The sequence below is a fragment of the Ruegeria sp. O5 genome (assembly GCF_056535105.1).
This window is the reverse complement of the sequence record NZ_JBQERN010000001.1, coordinates 688,632-707,090: the sequence shown is the minus strand read 5'-3', so window position 1 is coordinate 707,090 and position 18,459 is coordinate 688,632. Positions and strand designations below refer to the sequence as shown.

At 61.0% G+C, this 18,459-nt stretch carries 21 protein-coding genes and 2 pseudogenes; 13 read left to right on the top strand and 10 right to left on the bottom strand.

Annotated elements, in window-relative coordinates:
- Positions 1-12: 12 nt before the first annotated feature.
- The 10 genes and pseudogenes from ACR0M3_RS03505 (at position 13) to ACR0M3_RS03460 (ending at position 7,998) form a co-directional block, all read left to right on the top strand.
- Positions 13-426 (top strand): phage major tail protein, TP901-1 family, encoded by a 414-nt coding sequence (locus tag ACR0M3_RS03505; RefSeq protein ID WP_267364994.1) that lies wholly within the window; start codon positions 13-15, stop codon positions 424-426.
- A gap of 4 nt (positions 427-430) precedes the next feature.
- The gene (locus ACR0M3_RS03500) at positions 431-751 is read left to right on the top strand and encodes a gene transfer agent family protein (RefSeq protein ID WP_480909739.1); all 321 of its coding nucleotides are present in this window, start codon (positions 431-433) and stop codon (positions 749-751) included.
- A complete protein-coding gene (locus tag ACR0M3_RS03495; protein ID WP_480480411.1) occupies positions 748-957 on the top strand; it encodes a rcc01693 family protein in 210 nt (69 codons plus the stop codon). Before ACR0M3_RS03500 ends, ACR0M3_RS03495 begins: the two co-directional genes overlap by 4 nt.
- Positions 944-1,606 (top strand): phage tail tape measure protein, encoded by a 663-nt coding sequence (locus ACR0M3_RS03490; protein WP_480909737.1) that lies wholly within the window; start codon positions 944-946, stop codon positions 1,604-1,606. The genes ACR0M3_RS03495 and ACR0M3_RS03490 overlap by 14 nt, the downstream gene beginning before the upstream one ends.
- Positions 1,607-1,621: 15 nt before the next feature.
- Positions 1,622-2,254, top strand: coding sequence for a DUF2460 domain-containing protein (locus tag ACR0M3_RS03485; RefSeq protein WP_267364987.1), 633 nt, complete (start codon positions 1,622-1,624; stop codon positions 2,252-2,254).
- Complete coding sequence (locus tag ACR0M3_RS03480; protein WP_480564265.1) at positions 2,254-3,141, top strand: DUF2163 domain-containing protein; 888 nt, start codon at positions 2,254-2,256, stop codon at positions 3,139-3,141. The genes ACR0M3_RS03485 and ACR0M3_RS03480 overlap by 1 nt, the downstream gene beginning before the upstream one ends.
- Positions 3,138-3,584: a C40 family peptidase gene (locus tag ACR0M3_RS03475; RefSeq protein WP_480909735.1), complete on the top strand. Its 447-nt coding sequence runs from the start codon at positions 3,138-3,140 to the stop codon at positions 3,582-3,584. Before ACR0M3_RS03480 ends, ACR0M3_RS03475 begins: the two co-directional genes overlap by 4 nt.
- Positions 3,584-4,915 (top strand): annotated as a pseudogene (locus ACR0M3_RS03470) (baseplate multidomain protein megatron); the annotation flags it as partial. The gene ACR0M3_RS03475 and the pseudogene ACR0M3_RS03470, both read left to right, overlap by 1 nt.
- A 162-nt stretch (positions 4,916-5,077) precedes the next feature.
- Positions 5,078-7,693: pseudogene (locus ACR0M3_RS03465) on the top strand (baseplate multidomain protein megatron); the annotation flags it as partial.
- An 8-nt stretch (positions 7,694-7,701) separates the two neighbouring features.
- Complete coding sequence (locus ACR0M3_RS03460; RefSeq protein ID WP_209503584.1) at positions 7,702-7,998, top strand: DUF7742 family protein; 297 nt, start codon at positions 7,702-7,704, stop codon at positions 7,996-7,998.
- On the opposite strand, the gene ACR0M3_RS03455 is transcribed toward ACR0M3_RS03460, so the two are convergent.
- Positions 7,979-8,317: a TraR/DksA family transcriptional regulator gene (locus ACR0M3_RS03455; protein ID WP_480888137.1), complete on the bottom strand. Its 339-nt coding sequence runs from the start codon at positions 8,315-8,317 to the stop codon at positions 7,979-7,981. The two genes, ACR0M3_RS03460 and ACR0M3_RS03455, sit on opposite strands and share 20 nt — an antisense overlap.
- 84 nt (positions 8,318-8,401) lie before the next feature.
- On the opposite strand from ACR0M3_RS03455, the gene cysE reads away from it, so the two are divergent.
- A complete protein-coding gene (gene cysE / locus ACR0M3_RS03450; protein ID WP_267364267.1) occupies positions 8,402-9,211 on the top strand; it encodes a serine O-acetyltransferase in 810 nt (269 codons plus the stop codon).
- A gap of 6 nt (positions 9,212-9,217) precedes the next feature.
- Here the strand turns inward: cysE and ACR0M3_RS03445 are convergent, their stop codons facing one another.
- From ACR0M3_RS03445 to ACR0M3_RS03415, 7 genes are all read right to left on the bottom strand, one after another.
- The gene (locus tag ACR0M3_RS03445) at positions 9,218-9,523 is read right to left on the bottom strand and encodes a hypothetical protein (RefSeq protein ID WP_480909733.1); all 306 of its coding nucleotides are present in this window, start codon (positions 9,521-9,523) and stop codon (positions 9,218-9,220) included.
- An 88-nt stretch (positions 9,524-9,611) separates the two neighbouring features.
- Positions 9,612-10,925, bottom strand: a complete 1,314-nt coding sequence (locus ACR0M3_RS03440) for a pyruvate dehydrogenase complex dihydrolipoamide acetyltransferase (RefSeq protein WP_480492986.1) — start codon at positions 10,923-10,925, stop codon at positions 9,612-9,614.
- A gap of 14 nt (positions 10,926-10,939) precedes the next feature.
- A complete protein-coding gene (locus ACR0M3_RS03435) occupies positions 10,940-12,289 on the bottom strand; it encodes a pyruvate dehydrogenase complex E1 component subunit beta (protein WP_480909731.1) in 1,350 nt (449 codons plus the stop codon).
- 15 nt (positions 12,290-12,304) lie between these two features.
- A complete protein-coding gene (gene pdhA, locus ACR0M3_RS03430; RefSeq protein ID WP_209503593.1) occupies positions 12,305-13,294 on the bottom strand; it encodes a pyruvate dehydrogenase (acetyl-transferring) E1 component subunit alpha in 990 nt (329 codons plus the stop codon).
- A 159-nt stretch (positions 13,295-13,453) separates the two neighbouring features.
- Entirely contained in the window at positions 13,454-13,753 is a 300-nt protein-coding gene (locus ACR0M3_RS03425) for an FtsB family cell division protein (protein WP_209503595.1), read from the bottom strand.
- A 141-nt stretch (positions 13,754-13,894) separates the two neighbouring features.
- Entirely contained in the window at positions 13,895-14,239 is a 345-nt protein-coding gene (locus ACR0M3_RS03420; RefSeq protein WP_209503597.1) for a lysozyme inhibitor LprI family protein, read from the bottom strand.
- Between the two features lie 72 nt (positions 14,240-14,311).
- Positions 14,312-15,502 carry a phosphoglycerate kinase gene (locus tag ACR0M3_RS03415; protein WP_480909729.1) on the bottom strand — a complete coding sequence of 397 codons (1,191 nt, stop codon included), beginning with the start codon at positions 15,500-15,502 and terminating at the stop codon, positions 14,312-14,314.
- A 133-nt stretch (positions 15,503-15,635) separates the two neighbouring features.
- Here ACR0M3_RS03415 and ACR0M3_RS03410 point away from each other — a divergent pair, with 133 nt between their 5' ends.
- Positions 15,636-16,142, top strand: a complete 507-nt coding sequence (locus ACR0M3_RS03410) for a peptidylprolyl isomerase (RefSeq protein ID WP_209503601.1) — start codon at positions 15,636-15,638, stop codon at positions 16,140-16,142.
- A complete protein-coding gene (locus ACR0M3_RS03405) occupies positions 16,135-16,692 on the top strand; it encodes a peptidylprolyl isomerase (protein ID WP_209503603.1) in 558 nt (185 codons plus the stop codon). Before ACR0M3_RS03410 ends, ACR0M3_RS03405 begins: the two co-directional genes overlap by 8 nt.
- 41 nt (positions 16,693-16,733) lie before the next feature.
- Here ACR0M3_RS03405 and ACR0M3_RS03400 read toward each other — a convergent pair whose 3' ends face one another.
- Both ACR0M3_RS03400 and aqpZ read right to left on the bottom strand, forming a co-directional pair.
- On the bottom strand, positions 16,734-17,576 hold the full coding sequence (locus ACR0M3_RS03400; protein WP_480909727.1) for an alpha/beta fold hydrolase: 843 nt from the start codon (positions 17,574-17,576) through the stop codon (positions 16,734-16,736).
- Between the two features lie 98 nt (positions 17,577-17,674).
- A complete protein-coding gene (gene aqpZ, locus ACR0M3_RS03395) occupies positions 17,675-18,364 on the bottom strand; it encodes an aquaporin Z (protein ID WP_209503607.1) in 690 nt (229 codons plus the stop codon).
- Between the last annotated feature and the right edge of the window lie 95 nt (positions 18,365-18,459).

Here is an 18,459-nt window from a genome sequence, read left to right as displayed (position 1 = left end):
CGGAGAGAGCACATGGCTGCCCAGAACGGAAAAGACCTTTTGGTCAAAGTGGATATGAACGGCACGGGCCTGTTCCAGACCATTGCGGGCCTGCGGGCCACGCGGATCAGTTTCAACGCCGAAAGCGTGGATGTCACCAGCCTGGAAAGCCAGGGGGGCTGGCGCGAGCTGTTGTCGGGGGCGGGGGTTAAATCGGCCTCGATCTCGGGCTCGGGCGTGTTCAAGGATGCTGGTACGGACGAACGTGCGCGGCAGCTGTTTTTTGACGGCGAGACCCCGGCGTTTCAGGTGATCATCCCCGATTTCGGCATTGTCGAGGGGGCGTTTCAGGTGACGGGCATCGAATATGCAGGCTCGCACAACGGTGAGGCGACCTATGAGATGAGCATGGCAAGCGCCGGTGCGCTGAGCTTTACGGCGCTGTAATCGCATGGCCAATCCGTGGACGGGCGAGGTGGCACTGACCATCGATGGAGAGCGGCGGGTGCTCAAGCTGACGCTGGGCGCTTTGGCGGAACTGGAGCAGGAGCTGAACACCGGATCCCTGGTCGAGCTGGTGCAGCGGTTCGAGGGTGGCGCGTATTCCAGCAGTGACGTGCTGGCGCTGATCGTTGCCGGATTGCGGGGCGGGGGCCGGGATACCAGCCGCGCCGACCTGCTTCATGCCGAAATCGAGGGCGGCCCGACGGCTGCGGCCAAAGCGGCGGCCGAGCTGCTGGCCCGCGCCTTTATGGTGCCGGAAACGACATGAGCGGGTTCGACTGGCCCGCCCTGATGCGGGCCGGGTTTCTGGGGCTGCGGCTGACGCCGGACCAGTTCTGGCGTCTGACCCCGGCAGAACTGCGGCTGATGCTGGGGCAGGGCGCCGGGATGCCCGCGATGAACCGGGCAGGCCTTGACGCGCTGCTGGCCGCCTTCCCGGACAAGCAACAAGGAGAGCGTGATGACGGATCGTGACGGGTTTGACGACTTGCAGGAACGGGGCGCAGCGCTGGGCGATGCCCTGGGTGATGCTGCGACGATGGCCGCGGCGTTTGACAGCCAGATGAAGCGGATCAGCGCCGCATTCGAGGAAACCGGCAAGGATGTCGCCACGTTGGAGCGGGGCATGTCCAGCGGTTTGCGCAAGGCGTTCGATGGCGTGGTTCTGGACGGGATGAGCCTGTCGGGCGCGCTGGATGTGCTGAAGAACTCGTTGATCCAAACGGCTTATGCAGCCGCGATCAAGCCGGTGACGGATCATTTTGGCGGATTGCTGGCAAACTCGGTCGGCGGGTTGGTGCAGGGTCTTCTGCCCTTTGCCGAGGGTGGCAGTTTCAGCCAGGGCCGGGTGATGCCCTTTGCCAATGGCGGCGTGGTCAGCAGCCCGACGATGTTTCCGATGCGCGGCGGCACCGGGCTGATGGGCGAGGCCGGCCCCGAGGCGATCATGCCACTGGCGCGCGGCGCGGACGGCAAGCTGGGCGTGCGCACGCAGGGCGGCGGGCGTTCGGTGAATGTGGTGATGAACATCACGACCCCGGATGTGCAGGGGTTCCGCCGCTCGCAGGGGCAGATTGCAGCACAGATGAGCCGTGCGTTGGGGCGCGGCAATCGCAACAGGTAAATCAGGGAGCAGGTGATGACTTTCCACGAGGTGAGATTTCCCGCCAGCCTGAGCTTTGGCTCGGTCGGGGGGCCCGAGCGGCGCACGGATATTGTGACGCTGGCCAACGGGTTCGAAGAGCGCAACACGCCCTGGGCCCATTCCCGGCGCAGATATGACGCGGGGCTGGGGATGCGCTCGCTGGACGATATCGAGACGCTGATCTCGTTCTTCGAGGCGCGGCAGGGCCAGATGTACGGGTTTCGCTGGAAGGACTGGTCGGATTTCAAATCCGGCAAGGCCACGTTGGATGTCGATGTCGGAGATCAGGTTATCGCTCGCGGCGACGGTGTGCGGACCGAGTTTCAGCTGATCAAGACCTATAGCTCGGGCGGGGTCAGCTATGCCCGCCCCATCGTCAAGCCGGTGCTGGGGACGGTGCGTCTGGGGCTGGATCAGGACGAAATCCGGGAGGGCGTGGAATTCGAGGTTGATCTGGCAACAGGCCGGATCACCTTTGCCGACCCGCCACCGGAAGAGGTGGATATCACCGCCGGGTTCGAATTCGATGTACCGGTGCGGTTTGACACCGACAAGATCCATACCAGCGTCGCCAGTTTTCAGGCCGGAGAGGCGCCGAACGTTCCCGTGGTCGAGGTGCGTGTCTGATGGCTGTGGATGAACAGGGCCTGCACGCGCATCTGCAAAGCGGAATGACCACCGTGTGCCGGTGTTGGGCGATCAGACGCCGGGATGGTCAGGAATACGGGTTCACCGATCATGATCTGGAGCTTGGCTTTGACGGATTGACGTTCCGGGCCAGCACCGGATTGACGGCGGCGGCCATCGAACAGGCCACCGGCCTGTCCATTGACAACACCGAAGCCATGGGCGCGCTGTCGGATGCGGCCATTCGCGAAGAGGATATCGAGGCGGGGCGGTTCGACGGGGCCGAAGTACGCGCGTGGCTGGTCAACTGGGCCGACCCGGATCAGCGCATCCTTCAGTTCCGGGGCTCGATCGGGGAATTGCGGCGCGCAGGCGGTGCATTCCACGCCGAGTTGCGTGGCCTGACCGATTTGCTGAACCGCCCGTTGGGGCGCGTGTATCAGAAGCCTTGTACTGCCGTTTTGGGGGACCGGACCTGTCGGTTCGACATGGATACGCCCGGCTATTGGATTGAGGGCGCCGTCACCGGTTTTGATGGTGGAACCGTTCTGCTTGTCGCGGGCGGGGCAACCATCGAAGACGGCTGGTTCGAGCGCGGCAGGATTGACGTTGTGTCGGGAGCGGCGAAGGGGCTCTGGTCATCAATCAAGCATGACCAGCAGGTGGCGGACGGGCGGCAGATCACGCTCTGGTCCGGTTTCGGGGAAAGCCTGGTGCCGGGTGACACGGTCAGGCTGAGGGCGGGGTGCGACAAACGCATGGAGACCTGTCGTTTGAAGTTCAACAACCTTCTGAACTTTCAGGGCTTTCCCGATCTTCCGGGCGAAGATTGGGTGATGGCCGTTCCCAAACAGAGCAAAGCCAACAGCGGAGGGAGCCTGAGGTGACGATACACAGGCAGGATATTGTCGCAGAAGCGCGCAGCTGGCTGGGGACGCCTTATGTGCATCAGGCCTCGACCAAGGGGGCGGGCACGGATTGTCTGGGCCTGCTGCGCGGCGTCTGGCGCGCCGTGATCGGACAGGAGCCCGAGGCGGTTCCGGTCTACAGTCTGGACTGGTCCGAGCCGCAGGGCGAGGAACGCATGTGGGCGGCGGCGCGGCGGCATCTGGTCGAAAAACCGGTCGGCGATTTCGCGGTCGCAGATGTGCTGCTGTTCCGGATGCGCGATGGCAGCGTGGCCAAACATCTTGGCATCGTCAGCGTCGCAGGCCACGAGCCGAGGTTCGTTCACGCCTATTCCGGTCATGGCGTCGTCGAGAACGCGCTGAGCGGCCCTTGGCGCCGCAGGGTCGTTTCCTGTTTCGAATTCCCGTTGGAGGTGCTCTGATGGCTACTATTCTTCTTTCCGCAGCCGGGGCGGCGCTGGGCGGTTCAATCGGCGGAACGGTCGCGGGCCTGTCCACCGCGATCATCGGCCGGGCCATTGGCGCGACGGTCGGGCGGGTCATCGACCAGAGGTTCTTCAGCCAGTCCGTCATGGGCAGTGGCAGTGAAGTCGTCGAAACAGGCCGCATGGACCGGTTCAGGCTGACGGAAACCGGCGAGGGTGCACCGGTGACCACTGTCTTTGGGCGTATGCGCGTGGGCGGTCAGGTCATCTGGGCGTCGGACTTTCTTGAGACCGAGACCCGGGAAACGCAGGGCGGCGGAGGCGGCGGCAAAGGCAAACCCAAGGCGCCCGAAGTGACCACCGTCAGCTACAGCTATTCGATTTCGCTGGCCATTGCCGTTGGTGCAGGCGAGATCGCCGATGTCGGGCGCATCTGGGCAGACGGGGAAGAACAGGACCGATCCGGGCTGAACATGCGCATCTATCACGGCACGCAAGAGCAGTTGCCCGATCCCCTTATCGAAGCAATCGAAGGGGCAGGCACGGTGCCGGCCTATCGCGGTACAGCCTATGTCGTGATCGAGGATTTCCCGCTTGCGAGTTTTGGCAACCGGGTGCCGCAGTTCTCGTTCGAGGTGGTGCGCCCCGCGCAGCGCGACATGCCTGATTACCCAAGCGCCCTGCCGCAGATCGTGCGGGGCGTTGCGATGATACCGGGCACGGGCGAGTATGCGCTGGCCCGTTCGCAGGTGAATTATACGCAATCCGGGACAAGCTGGGCGGCCAATGCGCATTCCGCGTCGGGTGTATCGGATCTTGTGAGCTCGACCCGTGCGCTGGAGACCGAGTTGCCAAATTGCGACGCGGCCTCGTTGGTGGTGTCGTGGTTCGGTGACGATCTGAGATGCGGCACATGCACGATCCGGCCCAAGGTCGAACAGAGTGGCACGGACAGCCGCAACATGCCATGGATCGTGTCGGATCAGGTTCGAAGCACGGCGGGTCAGGTCACCCGGCAGGACGGCCGCCCGGTCTATGGCGGAACACCCGCAGACCCGGCGGTGGTCGAGGCGATCCGACACCTCAACCAGTCGGGAAAGCGGGTCATGTTCTATCCGTTCATCCTGATGGAGCAATTGCAGGGAAACGGGCTGCCCGATCCCTGGTCGGAGGCCACAAGTCAGCCCCACCTGCCTTGGCGGGGACGGATCACGCTGGATGTGGCGCCGGGGCGCGCAGGGTCTGCTGATCAGACCGCGGCGGCGGACGCGCAGGTGGCCGCGTTCTTTGGGACGGCAAGTGCTGCGGATTTTACGATCAACGAAGGATTTGACGCCCCGGTGGACACGGGCGGCGGCAGCGGCACCAGCGGCTCGGGCCCGGTGCTTGGCGGGCGGCCGGATGATCGCGGGCCTGGCGATTTGCAATGGGTAAACGGTGGCGGCACGTTTGGCGGCTTGCTTGGTAATGGTCCCGTTCCGGCCACGAAAATCGTCAAATACTCCGGCCCGCAGGAATGGGGCCTGCGCCGGTTCATTCTGCACTATGCCATGTTGTGCAAGGCGGCTGGTGGGGTGTCGTCCTTCTGTATCTCGTCCGAGATGCGTGGCCTGACCCAGATCCGCGGGGCCTCGGGGTTTCCCGCCGTTGCGCAACTGCGTGCGCTGGCGGCAGAGGTGCGCCAGATTCTGGGCCCGGACACCAAGATCGGCTATGCGGCGGATTGGAGCGAGTATTTCGGATACCAGCCGGATGGAAGCGGTGACAGGTATTTTCACCTCGACCCGTTATGGGCGGATGACAATATCGATTTCATTGGCATCGACAACTACATGCCTTTGTCCGACTGGCGTGATGGAGAAAACCACGTGGACGCCGAGGGTGGTGCGCCGTCGGTCTACGACCTTGGGTATCTGCGCGACAATATCGAGGGGGGCGAGGGGTATGACTGGTATTATGCCGCGCCGGAAGAGGCCGATGCACAGATCAGAACGCCCATCGAAGATCAGGAGCATGATGAGCCATGGGTCTGGCGCTACAAGGACCTGCGCGGCTGGTGGTCAAATCTGCATCACGAGCGGATCGGTGGCGTTCGTCAGCCCAATCCGACCGACTGGGTGCCCGGATCAAAGCCGATCTGGTTTACCGAGTTGGGATGTGCGGCAATCGACAAGGGCACGAACCAGCCGAACAAGTTTCTGGATCCGAAATCGTCTGAATCGCTGTTGCCTGCATATTCAAACGGACTGCGTGACGATTTCATTCAGGTCCAGTACCTTGCGGCGACCCTTGGATATTGGAGCGACCCGAACGTCAACCCGGTGTCGCAAGTCTATGGCGGACCAATGCTGGACCTGGCGAATGCCTATGTCTGGGCGTGGGATACCCGCCCGTTTCCGACCTTTCCAAATCTGCGAAGCCAGTGGGATGATGGGGCAAACTATGACCGGGGGCATTGGCTGAACGGCCGGTCCGGCTCGCGCACGCTGGCCTCGGTCGTGACTGAGATATGCCACGCGGCAGGGGTGACGGATATCGATGTTACCGGGCTTTATGGCGTGGTTCGAGGATATGTCATCGAAGATGTGACAAATGCGCGGTCGGCTTTGCAGCCGCTGATGCTGCGCTATGGGTTCGACGCGATCGAACGGAACGGCATCTTGCGCTTTCAGATGCGCGATGGCTATGGCGCGATTGCCCTGAATCCCGATCATCTGGCGATCAGCGGTGATCTGGATGGCACGGTTGAGCACCGGCGAGAAGCCGAGGCCGAGATGACGGGCCGCGTGCGCCTGCGTTTTGTCCAGTCGGATGCGGATCACGATCTGGTTGCGGAAGAGGCGGTTCTGCCCGAGGACAGCACGCATTCGGTCTCGGTCAATGAGATGCCGTTGTCCATGACACGCACCGAAGGTCGGCAAACGGCCGAGCGCTGGTTGAGCGAGGCCCGTGTTTCCCGCGATACGGTGCGGTTTGCCTTGCCGCCATCGCTGCTGCATCTGGGCGCAGGTGATCTGGTGCGGTTGTCAGAGACCGAAAACAGCCCCCTTTACCGGATTGACCGTCTGGAATCTGCCGAACTGCAACTGGTCGAAGCGGTCCGGGTTGAACAGGGCGTGTATAAGGCATCGCACCTGCGCGACGACCCGGCGGTTGTCAGACCCTATGCCGCGCCCGTTCCCGTGCTGCCGGTGTTTCTGGACCTGCCGCTGATCACCGGGGCAGAGGTCCCGCATGCACCTTATCTTGCGGTGACCGCTGATCCCTGGCCGGGGGCCGCGACGGTTTATTCCTCCTCAACCGATGAGGGGTACAGCCTGAGTGATGTGATCCCCGGTCAGGCCATTGTGGGCGTGACCGAAACACCGCTGAGGCGCGCCAGTATCGGCGTCTGGGACGAAGGCCCGGCCGTGAAGGTGCGGCTGTTGGCCGGTCAGTTGGAATCGCGTCCGCGTGGCGCGGTTCTGAACGGTGTCAATCTGGCGGCCATCGGCGACGGAACACCCGGCAACTGGGAGGTGTTCCAGTTCTCGGATGCCACGCTTGACTCCCCCGGCGTTTACGCCCTGTCCGGGCGGTTGAGGGGCCAGTTGGGGTCGGATGCCCTGATGCCGGATGTCTGGCCGGACGGATCCCTTTTCGTGTTGCTGAACGACCAGGTGCAGCAGATCAACCTGTTGCGCAACGAGCGGGGGCTGGCCAAGCATTATCGCATCGGCCCGGCGACCCGTGGTTACGACGATCCGGCTTACCAGCACCTGATCGCCTCATTCGACGGCAATGGTTTGCGCCCGTATTCCCCGGTTCACCTCCGGGTGCGATCCGACGCAACCGGCGATCACCTGACCTGGGTGCGGCGCACCCGGTTGGATGGGGATGACTGGTCAGGTCTGGAGGTTCCGCTGGGCGAGGAAAGCGAATCCTATCTTGTGCGTGTCTTTGCAGGGGGAACCCTTGTTCGTGAAGAGATGGCATCCCTGCCGGGGTGGTCCTATTCGGCGGCGATGAAGGCGACAGATGGTCTGACCGGGTCATATGAGGTCGGGATTGCGCAGGTGTCGGCCATTTACGGCCCCGGCGCGATGGCGCGTCTGGTTGTCGGGTAAGCGGCCCGATGCGACCGCTATTGCACGGTGATGTAAGTGCCGCGGCGCGCGCCTTGTTGGCGGCGCCGCCGCCAGAGCGGACCCGCTTATGCGTCCGGATGATCCATGAAGCGGAACTGGCCGACATACACCGGGCGCGCACGGGTCAGCTGCATCCGGTTTACGGCAACGGATCGCTGATGGCGGTTGCGCGCAACAGGGTGCTGGCCGATGAGCCGGGGTTTGACGATTTGCAATATTGTCAGTGTTTTTCGCTGGTTCTGCACCATCTTGCCGAGTTTCTGATCACCCGGTCGCGCAGCTGACGCATTTGCTGGCAGCCAGATCCAGAGACAATCGCCCATCGGGAATACGGTCGCCGCAATCCTCGCAATACCCGTATTCCCCCTCGTCCAGCCGCATAAGCGCGGCCTGAAGGCGGCGGGTTTCGACATTGCGATTCACCTGTTGCGCCTTTGCCATCGCCTGGTTTTGCAACGCATCCATGCGGCTGAGCCGACCAACCGCCTGCTGATCCAGTTCAACAACGGCCTGAGCTTGCTGGCCTGATGCGGACAATTGATCCAGTTCGGCCAGACGCTCGTGAATTCGTGTTTCAAAATATGCGCGTTCGGACTCATTCATTTTCGTTGTATCGCGGATCACGGGTTTGCGTTTGGCCTTTTTGCCACTAAATGGCATTCTAGGCGCAGCAAAGGATCAAAAGCTATGTTTGAAAAACGCAGCCCCGTGACACCGGTCGATCCGGTCTGGAACCGTATCACATCCGAGGCCCAAGCAGCCGTCGAGACAGAGCCGCTTATGGGCGGGCTTGTGCACGCCTGTATCCTGCATCACCGCAGCCTTGAGCGTGCACTGTCCTATCGGATCGCGGCCAAGCTGTGTTCGAACGAAATGTCGATGATGGTTCTGCGCGAGATCGTGGACGAGGCTTATGCAAACGATCCCGGTCTGCTGGAAGCCGCCCGCGCCGATCTGATGGCGGTTTATGAGCGTGATCCGGCCTGCCATCGGTTGTTGCAGCCCATTCTGTATTTCAAAGGCTATCAGGCCATGCAGGCCTATCGTGTGGCGCATTGGCTGTGGCGCAAGGGGCGTTATGATCTGGCGTATTTCTTCCAGATGCGATCGTCGGAGATTTTCGGCATCGATATTCACCCGGCCGCGAGGATCGGCAAGGGGATCATGATCGACCACGCCCATTCCATCGTCATCGGTGAAACCGCCGTGGTCGGAGACAATGTGTCGATGCTGCATTCGGTGACGCTGGGCGGAACCGGCAAGGAAGAGGAAGACCGCCATCCCAAAATCGGAGACGGTGTTCTGATCGGGGCTGGGGCAAAGGTTTTGGGCAACATCAAAGTCGGCCATTGCAGTCGTATCGCCGCCGGTTCGGTGGTGTTGCAGGATGTTCCGCCGTGCAAGACCGTTGCCGGTATCCCGGCCAAGATCGTGGGCGAGGCCGGATGCGATCAGCCGTCGATCTCGATGGATCACATGCTGGGCAAAGATCAGTAAACGGTTTCAGTCCGAGCGGTTGTTGCGCCTTTCCAACCGCTCGCGACGCCTGTCTTCCCGCTTTTGCCTGCGCATTTCCCTGCGCTGTTTTTGCTCGGCTTTCTGGCGCGCGATGACGGCGGGATCGTTCGAATTGAACTTCGAATTCTCGCCGGGATAGCTGTTGGGCTTTGCGGATGCCGCATCAGGTGACGCCCCAGCGAGGAGTACAAAGACGAACAGGCTTTGAATCAGGGATCGTAGGAACATCGCGCACCTTTCTTCGTTCAGCATCCGCAGGAAGAAGGTGGGGATGACGCCAGTGCCGGACAATCGGTTCGCCGATCACGGGGGCTCAATTCAGCGCCATAAAAAATGTGCCCTCGCCAGAGATGCTTTCTGGCGAGGGCGTTTATTGTGATCAGGCCAGCATAACCATCGGGTTTTCAAGATTGTCGACAATGGCCTTGAGCAGCTCGGCCCCCAGCGCGCCGTCGATGACCCGGTGGTCAACCGACATGGTGACAGACATCACCGTTGCCACGGTCAGCTCGCCATCATCCCCGACAACCGGTTTCTTGACGCCGGTGCCGACGGCCAGAATTCCGGCATGGGGCGGGTTCACGATGGCATCGAAATTGTCGATGCCGAACATGCCCAGGTTCGAGATGGCAAAAGTGCCGCCCTGATATTCATGTGGAGCCAGCTTGCGCTCGCGGGCGCGGGCGGCAAGGTCTTTCATCTCGGTCGAAAGGGCTGACAGGGATTTCATGTCAGCGTCTTGCAGGACCGGCGTGAACAACCCGCCTTCGATTGCGACCGCAACAGCCACATCTGACGGTTTCAGTTGCAGCACCCGGTCACCTGCCCAGACGGCATTACAGGCCGGAACCTGTTGCAGCGCATTGGCGACAGCCTTGATGATGAAGTCATTGACGCTGAGCTTGACGCCACGGCCTTCGAGTTGCTTGTTCAGCTGACCACGGAATTTCAACAGCGCATCCAGCTTGATATCGCGGCGCAGGTAGAAATGCGGAATGGTCTGTTTGGCCTCGCCCAGGCGTGCGGCAATGGTTTTGCGCATACCGTCGAGCTTGATTTCCTCGTACGGGCGGCCTTCGTACATCCGCGCGACCATATCCGCCGATGGACCAGACGGAGCTGCTGGGGCAGCTGCGGGCGCGGCGGCGGCGGGAGCAGTGGCAGGAGCTGCTGCCGGAGCGGTGGCAGTTGCGCCTTCGACATCAACCTTGACGATGCGACCGTGCGGGCCGGAACCGGCAATCTGCGTCAGGTCGAGACCTTTTTGCGCAGCAATCCGGCGGGCCAGAGGCGAGGCAAAAATCCGACCACCATCAGCCTTGGCCGGAGCGGCCGGGGCAGGGGCGGGCGCCTCGGGTGCCGCTGGCGCGGCAGCCTCGTTGCCCGCGACGGCTGCGGGGGCAGCCGCCGGTGCAGCAGCCGGAGCCGTGCCAATGTCATCAGCGCTTTCGCCGTCTTCCAGCAAAACCGCGATGGCGGTGTTGACCTTGACCCCTTCGGTGCCCTCGGGGATCAGGATCTTGCCGATGGTGCCTTCGTCAACGGCCTCGAACTCCATCGTGGCCTTGTCGGTTTCGATCTCGGCCAGCAGGTCACCGGAGGAGACGGTATCGCCTTCCTTGACCAGCCATTTGGCGAGCGTGCCTTCCTCCATCGTCGGGGACAGGGCGGGCATCAGAATTTCTGTAGGCATCTGTCTGTCGCTCCTTACCGGTAGGTCACTTGTTTGACAGCGGCGATCACCTCATCCGTGGTGATCAGGGCCAGCTTTTCGAGGTTCGCGGCATAGGGCATCGGAACGTCCTTGCCGGTGCAGTTGATGACCGGTGCGTCGAGGTAATCAAACGCCTCCTGCATCACGACCGAGCTGATGTAGCTGCCGACAGACCCCTGTGGCCAGCCTTCTTCCACTGTCACCAGACGGTTGGTCTTCATCACCGAATTGATGATGGCGCCAGTGTCCATCGGGCGGATGGTGCGCAGGTCGATCACTTCGGCGCTGATGCCGTCTTCGGCCAGCTTGTCAGCAGCTTCCAGCGCGTATTGCATGCCGATGCCAAAGCTGACGATGGTCACGTCCGAGCCTTCACGCCAGATGCGGGCCTTGCCCAGCGGAATGGTCAGGTCATCCACCTGCGGCACTTCGAAAGAGCGGCCGTAGAGGATTTCGTTTTCCAGGAACACAACCGGGTTGGGGTCGCGGATGGCCGATTTCAGCAGACCTTTGGCATCAGCAGCCGAATAAGGCATGACGACCTTCAGACCGGGGATCTGCATGTACCACGCGGCGTAGTCCTGGCTGTGCTGTGCGGCCACACGGGCCGCGGCCCCGTTGGGCCCCCGGAACACGATGGGGCAACCCATCTGGCCACCGGACATATAGAGCGTTTTAGCCGCAGAGTTGATGATCTGGTCAATCGCCTGCATGGCGAAGTTGAAGGTCATGAACTCGACAATCGGTTTCAGACCGCCAAAGGCCGAACCCACCGCGATACCGGCAAACCCGTGTTCGGTGATCGGAGTGTCGATCACGCGTTTGGAGCCAAATTCATCCAGCAAACCTTGCGAGATTTTGTAGGCCCCCTGATATTCGGCGACTTCCTCGCCCATCAGGTAGACGTTTTCATCGCCGCGCATTTCCTCGGCCATTGCATCGCGCAAGGCCTCGCGCACGGTTTCGGATTTCATTTCAGCATCCGCGGGCCAGTCGGGTGACAGGTCCACCGCCGGAGCAGCGGGGGCTGCTGCGGCAGGAGCCGGGGCCGGGGCCGCTGCGGCTGCGGGGGCTGCCGCGGGCAGGGCCGAGGCGTCTTCGCCTTCTTCGACCAGCACGGCGATAGGAGTGTTCACCTTGACCCCTTCGGTGCCCTCGGCGATCAGGATCTTGCCAACGATGCCTTCATCGACGGCCTCGAATTCCATCGTTGCCTTGTCGGTCTCGATCTCGGCCATGATGTCGCCCGAGGATACGGTATCGCCCTCTTTGACCAGCCATTTGGCCAGCGTGCCCTCTTCCATCGTGGGGGAAAGGGCGGGCATGAGAATTTCGGTTGCCATGTCTTATTCGTCCTCTCAGGCGTAAATGTCAGTCCAGAGCTCTTCGACCGAAGGCTCGGGGCTTTCTTTCGAGAATTCGGCGGCCTGATTGACGATCTCCTTGATTTCCTTGTCGATCGCTTTCAGGTCATCCTCGGTCGCGTGCTTGCCGGTCAGCAGCAACTCGCGCACATGTTCGATCGGGTCGCTTTGTTCGCGGACCTTCTGAACCTCTTCGCGGGTTCGGTACTTGGCCGGGTCGGACATCGAGTGGCCGCGATAACGGTAGGTCTTGATTTCCAGGATATAGGGGCCTTTGCCCGCGCGGCAGTGCGCGACAGCCTTTTCGCCCGCTTCTTTGACCGCCAGCACATCCATGCCATTGACGATCTCGCCCGGAATGCCGAATGCCTCGCCGCGATGGAAGATGTCCTTGGTCGAGGTCGAACGGGACTGAGCGGTGCCCATGGCGTATTGGTTGTTCTCGATCACGAAAATCACCGGCAAGCCCCAGATGGCCGCCATGTTGAAGGTCTCATACACCTGACCCTGGTTCGCGGCACCGTCCCCGAAATAGGTGAAGGTCACGCGGCCGTTTTCCTTGTACTTGTCGGCAAAAGCCAGCCCCGCGCCCAGCGGAACCTGCGCGCCGACGATACCGTGCCCGCCGTAGAAGTGCTTTTCTTTCGAAAACATGTGCATCGAGCCGCCCTTGCCTTTGGACAGGCCACCGATGCGCCCGGTCAGTTCGGCCATCACGCCGCCCGGATCCATGCCACAGGCCAGCATGTGACCGTGGTCGCGATACGAGGTGATGCGCTTGTCGCCTTCCTCTGCTGCGGCCTCAAGCCCGACAACAACGGCCTCTTGTCCGATATAAAGGTGGCAGAACCCGCCGATCAGGCCCATACCATAAAGCTGACCGGCCTTTTCCTCGAATCGGCGGATCAGCAGCATCTCGCGGTAGTATGTCTGGAGTTCTTCCGCAGAAACATTTGGTTTCTTTGTGGTTTTTCGCGCAGCCATCGTGGCGATCTCCCCCTTTCGGACAGATAGTTTAGCGTTAAACTATCTCATAAAGCATTTGGGGCTTTCTGGCGAGGGTAAATGTGACGCAGCGTTCGCCACGGCGCATCCCGGCCGAAACGCCGGGCCTGAGTTGCCTTTTCTGAATAGGGTACTTGATCAGCGGATCACGATTTCGTCCGACCGGATCATGCCCAGAACCGAGCGCGCCTGCTGGTCCAGCAGGTCCAGATCCAGATAGGTGTCGGACAGACGCCGTGTCAGGTTTTCCATCTCGGCGATTTCGACATTCAGTTTTTCCAGACTGCGTGACAGAGCGTCCCGTTCCGCCGCAATTTCGACCCGCCGGAACAGGCCGTAATCCCCTTGAACAGCGGCAAAGGTGAAATACACACCCAGCATGAAAGCCACCGAGAAGAAGAGAACTGCACCCAAACCGGGCCGATGGGAACGGGACACTCTGTTTACCGCCGTATGAAAACTTGCCTCAATAACGGGCTCTTTCCGAGCCTCTGATCGCACTATGTCACAGGCGATTCGGGTTGTGAATCCCCTGATTCGGTTTTTTCATCAGTATTTCGTGTGCGTCCCGGTTAAAGCTCAGCGCCAGGACTGAAGCTGCTGATTTCTTGCGACCGTCTGCTCTTTCATACAGGTCCAGTAGAACATGGGCGCAGCGCTGCCGCCGCCGGATAGTTCCTTGTCGCAGGTGGCGTCCCGCGCCTTTAGCCACGCACGTTGTTCCGCCAGAAGGGCATCGCCGTTGCCACGTGCATCAGCGACCGGCTTGATCTGTTTCCACAACCGGTTGAGGTCGCGGTCAACGGCTTCCCATTGTTCCTTGGCACAGAAATTTGCATCAAGCTGTGTCTGGCCACCGCAACTGGATTGTGCTGTTGCAGGCCACGGCATTGCGAGAAGGATGAGCAGGTATAATGACCTCATGGTATAATCCCCCATTCAAATAGGGGATAATACCATGAACCCTGACAAGCGGCCAAATGCGGCCAGCGTCACTTATTGTTCCAGCGCAGCGACACCGGGCAGGGTTTTGCCTTCCATCCATTCAAGGAACGCACCGCCTGCGGTCGAGATATAGGTGAAATCCGTGGCCGCACCCGACGCGTTCAGCGCCGCAACCGTGTCACCGCCACCCGCGACCGAAATCAGCTGACCTGACCGGCTGAGGGCTGCGGCTTTCAGGGCCGCGGCATTGGTGGCCGTGTCGAACGGCTCCAGCTCGAACGCGCCCAGCGGGCCGTTCCAGATCAGGGTCTGGCTTTTGTCGAAAATCGCGGTAATCGCGGCGACGCTTTCAGGGCCCGCGTCCAGGATCATGCCATCCTCGGGGCACTGGTCGGCTGGCAGAACCTTGTGGGGTGCGTTGGCTTCGAATTTCTCGGCCACCACAATGTCACGCGGCAGGACGATCTGGCAGCCCGAGCTTTCGGCTTTGGCCAGAATTTCGGCTGCGGTGTCCTTCATTGCGGTTTCAGCCAGTGATTTGCCAACGCTGATGCCTTGGGCGACAAGGAATGTGTTCGCCATGCCACCACCGATCACCAGGTAATCGACCTTGTCGATCAGATTGCCCAGCAGTTCCAGCTTGGTCGAGACCTTGGCGCCGCCGACAACCGCCGTTACCGGGCGCTTGGGCGCACCCAGCGCGCTTTCCAGCGCCTGCAACTCGGCCTGCATCAGACGGCCCGCACAGGCGGGCAGCAGACGGGCGATGGCCTCGGTCGAGCTGTGGGCGCGGTGCGCGGCTGAAAACGCATCGTTGCAATAGACATCCCCCAGCTTGGCCATGCCAGCGGCCAGATCGGCGTCGTTCTTGGTTTCGGCCGCGTGAAAGCGCGTGTTTTCGAGCAGCAGGACCTGACCGGGTTGCAAGGCTCTGGCGGCCAGTTCCGCCTCGGCCCCGACGCAATCGGCGGCAAACAGAACCTTGGCACCAAAAGCGCTTTCCAAAGTCGGGACCAGTTGTTTCAGTGACAGGCTTTCACGCCGTTCGCCACCAGGACGGCCAAAATGGGCCAGAAGGATCGGTTTGCCGCCAGCGGCCAGAATATCGCGCACCGAGGGGACGATCCTTTGGATACGGGTGGCGTCGGTCACAACACCGTCAACCACGGGCACGTTGATATCCACACGCACCAGCACGCGTTTGCCGTTCAGGTCCATATCGTCCAGTGTTTTCCAGCCCATTGTGCGATCCTTGTCGTTGGCAACCGATTTAGGCGGTTCTTTTCCTGCATTTTGCCCTCAGGTCAATGCGTCACTTGGCATTCGCACGCGTGCGTCATAGGTATTTGCGCAAGATAAACGACAGGAGGGCCTCATGGCCGAGATCAAAGACCCCGAAAACACAATCATCATCGAGCTGAAAGGCGGCAATGTCGTCATCGAGCTGCTGCCGGATGTAGCGCCTTTGCACAGTGCGCGGATGAAGGAACTGGCCCGTGGCGGTGAATATGACAACGTGGCGTTTCACCGTGTGATCGACGGTTTCATGGCGCAAACCGGCGACGTGCAGCATGGCGATATGGAAGACGGGTTCAACCTGCGCATGGCGGGCACCGGCGGTTCGTCGCTGCCGAATGTTCCGGCAGAATTTTCCAAGCTGCCCCATGATCGCGGCACGCTGGGCGCGGCGCGCTCGCAGAACCCGGATTCGGCCAATTCGCAGTTCTTCATCAACTTCAAGGACAATCACTTCCTGAACGGTCAGTACACGGTCTATGGCCGGGTTATCGACGGGATGGAGCATGTGGATGCGATTGTACGCGGCGAGCCGCCTGCAAGCCCGGACCGCATGATCAGCGTCAAGGTGGCCGCAGATGCATAAACTGGCTGCGGCTTTTGCCTTGCTGGCAAGCCCGGCGCTGGCCAGCGGTTTGCAGATCGAGGTCGAAGGGGAAGGGGCCAATGGCACAATCTCGATCGACCTGTTCGAAGATGTGGCACCCCAGCATGTGGAACAGATCACCGCTCTGGCTGCTGACGGTCAGTATGACGGCGTCGTGTTTCATCGCGTAATCGATGGCTTCATGGCGCAAACCGGCGACGTGCAATACGGCAACTCGGGCGCGGACGGCTTCGACATGCGTTATGCCGGGCGCGGCGGGTCGGATCGCGCGGATTTGCCGGCCGAGTTCTCGGACGTGAGTTTTGACAGGGGTGTTGTCGGCATGGCCCGGTCCAGCGATCCGGATTCAGCCAATTCGCAGTTCTTCATCATGTTCGCCCCCGGCCCGTTTCTGGACGGCCAGTATACCGTGGTTGGTCAGGTGACCGACGGTATGGATGTGGTCGACGCGATCAAGCGGGGCGAAGGCCAGAACGGTGCGATCATCGGTGCACCGGATGTGATGAAAAAAGTTACCGTTACCGAATAAGATGATTTAGCCCGGCTCAAACGCCGGGCTTTTTCTTTGGCCTATTGGTCGATGAAATCGCGGATGGCACGGGTATAGGCACCGGGATCCTGAAAAGATGCAAAGTGGCTGACATCATCCAGAACAAGCAACTTGGCGCCCGGAATCGCGTCAGCAATTGCTTGTGAATGCGCCATCAGAATGGCCTCGTCATGTGCGCTTTGAACCACCAGTGTCGGGACGGTGATCGATGACAGCGCCTCAAGCCCACCGGGTTTTTCGGTGCCCCACATGGCGGCAACGCCACCAAGGAATGCCTCGAACCCGTCAGGAGTCGGGGACTTGGCCGCATAATCTTGGGCCATCATGCCCACATAAGTGCCAAACACCTCGTTGGTTTCCACCGAAGGATCGATCCCGTCCAGCGTGACATTGCCTGCATGGGCAAAGTGACTGGCCAGCCGATCCGGGTTGGTGGTCGAGATTGAATACCCGATATTTGCCCCGTCGGACCAGCCGACCAGATGCACCTGATCGACACCCAGATGATCCAGCAGCGCCAGATAATCCTGCGACAACAACGCGTAGGAATAGGGGCTGCCATCGTTGGTGGACCGTCCGTGCCCGCGCGTATCCGCCACGATTACCCTGTGGTCCTGGGACAGGTCGGCAACCTGCGCGGCCCAGACATCGCCATGGGCAAGCCCACCGTGGATCATCAGAACCGGGGTGCCGCCCGCATCGCCATACGTGGCGTAATACATGTCGATGCCGTTGATCTCTGCCGTGCCCGCTTCGGTGGCGGCGGGCATCTGGGGGGCTTGCGGGATGCTCAGCCATTTGTCTTCGGCCCAGCCTGCCGTCGCGGCGCAGCTTAGAAAAAATGCTGTGGTTAATGTCTTCATTGTATCCTCCCGTTGAACCAAAGGCCGTAACCAAGCCAGGTTAAGCGGAAGGATACCGTGTTTTTCAATAAACGGGATAATTACCTTTCCCGCGCGGATCAGTCATCCGAGGACATTGCTTTCCAGATCAAGGCACCGATTGCGCCGCCAATCAGGGGGGCTACCCAGAACAGCCAGAGCTGAGCCAGTGCAGGGCCGTCGGCAAACAGGGCAACGCCGGTTGAGCGCGCCGGGTTGACGGAGGTATTCGTCACCGGGATTGAGATCAGGTGGATCAGGGTCAGCGCCAGACCGATGGCAATCGGAGCGAACCCTGCGGGTGCCTTGTCCGACGTCGCGCCCAGAATGATCAGAATGAAGAAAGCGGTCATCACGATTTCGATGATCAAAGCCGACATCAACGAATATCCCTGTGGTGAGGCCTCACCATACCCGTTTGACGCGAACCCACCGACACCAGCGAAATCGGGTGCCCCGCTGACGATCAGGTACAGAACCACTGCGGCGGCAATTGCGCCAATGACCTGTGCAACCCAATAAGGCAGAAGGTCTTTGGCCGGAAACCGTCCTCCAATCATCAGGCCCAAACTGACCGCCGGGTTGAAATGCCCGCCCGAGATTGGGCCCACCGTGTAAGCCATCGTCAAAACGGTAAGGCCAAAGGCAAAGGAAACACCAAGCCAACCGATGCCGACATCTGCCACACCTGCCGCCAGAACGGCACTGCCGCACCCCCCCAGAACCAACCAGAACGTGCCGAAGAACTCGGCAAGTAGTTTCGATGACATAGAAAATCCTCCGCCCAATAATGAGGTTAACCGTAATTCAAGAATTAGCTTATGTTAAATTGTTGCGAACGGGGAAATTTTTACGACGCTTCCTC

Bases quoted from the DNA above. Each gene is read 5' to 3' on its own strand.
- ACR0M3_RS03500 (WP_480909739.1), top strand. From the start codon at position 431: ATGGCCAATCCGTGGACGGGCGAGGTGGCACTGACCATCGATGGAGAG.
- ACR0M3_RS03435 (WP_480909731.1), bottom strand. From the start codon at position 12,289: ATGGCAACCGAAATTCTCATGCCCGCCCTTTCCCCCACGATGGAAGAG.
- ACR0M3_RS03405 (WP_209503603.1), top strand. From the start codon at position 16,135: ATGCATAAACTGGCTGCGGCTTTTGCCTTGCTGGCAAGCCCGGCGCTG.
- ACR0M3_RS03455 (WP_480888137.1), bottom strand. From the start codon at position 8,317: ATGAATGAGTCCGAACGCGCATATTTTGAAACACGAATTCACGAGCGT.
- ACR0M3_RS03490 (WP_480909737.1), top strand. From the start codon at position 944: ATGACGGATCGTGACGGGTTTGACGACTTGCAGGAACGGGGCGCAGCG.
- pdhA (WP_209503593.1), bottom strand. From the start codon at position 13,294: ATGGCTGCGCGAAAAACCACAAAGAAACCAAATGTTTCTGCGGAAGAA.
- ACR0M3_RS03460 (WP_209503584.1), top strand. From the start codon at position 7,702: ATGCGACCGCTATTGCACGGTGATGTAAGTGCCGCGGCGCGCGCCTTG.
- ACR0M3_RS03410 (WP_209503601.1), top strand. From the start codon at position 15,636: ATGGCCGAGATCAAAGACCCCGAAAACACAATCATCATCGAGCTGAAA.
- aqpZ (WP_209503607.1), bottom strand. From the start codon at position 18,364: ATGTCATCGAAACTACTTGCCGAGTTCTTCGGCACGTTCTGGTTGGTT.
- ACR0M3_RS03495 (WP_480480411.1), top strand. From the start codon at position 748: ATGAGCGGGTTCGACTGGCCCGCCCTGATGCGGGCCGGGTTTCTGGGG.
- cysE (WP_267364267.1), top strand. From the start codon at position 8,402: ATGTTTGAAAAACGCAGCCCCGTGACACCGGTCGATCCGGTCTGGAAC.
- ACR0M3_RS03480 (WP_480564265.1), top strand. From the start codon at position 2,254: ATGGCTGTGGATGAACAGGGCCTGCACGCGCATCTGCAAAGCGGAATG.
- ACR0M3_RS03440 (WP_480492986.1), bottom strand. From the start codon at position 10,925: ATGCCTACAGAAATTCTGATGCCCGCCCTGTCCCCGACGATGGAGGAA.
- ACR0M3_RS03485 (WP_267364987.1), top strand. From the start codon at position 1,622: ATGACTTTCCACGAGGTGAGATTTCCCGCCAGCCTGAGCTTTGGCTCG.
- ACR0M3_RS03415 (WP_480909729.1), bottom strand. From the start codon at position 15,502: ATGGGCTGGAAAACACTGGACGATATGGACCTGAACGGCAAACGCGTG.
- ACR0M3_RS03400 (WP_480909727.1), bottom strand. From the start codon at position 17,576: ATGAAGACATTAACCACAGCATTTTTTCTAAGCTGCGCCGCGACGGCA.
- ACR0M3_RS03420 (WP_209503597.1), bottom strand. From the start codon at position 14,239: ATGAGGTCATTATACCTGCTCATCCTTCTCGCAATGCCGTGGCCTGCA.
- ACR0M3_RS03505 (WP_267364994.1), top strand. From the start codon at position 13: ATGGCTGCCCAGAACGGAAAAGACCTTTTGGTCAAAGTGGATATGAAC.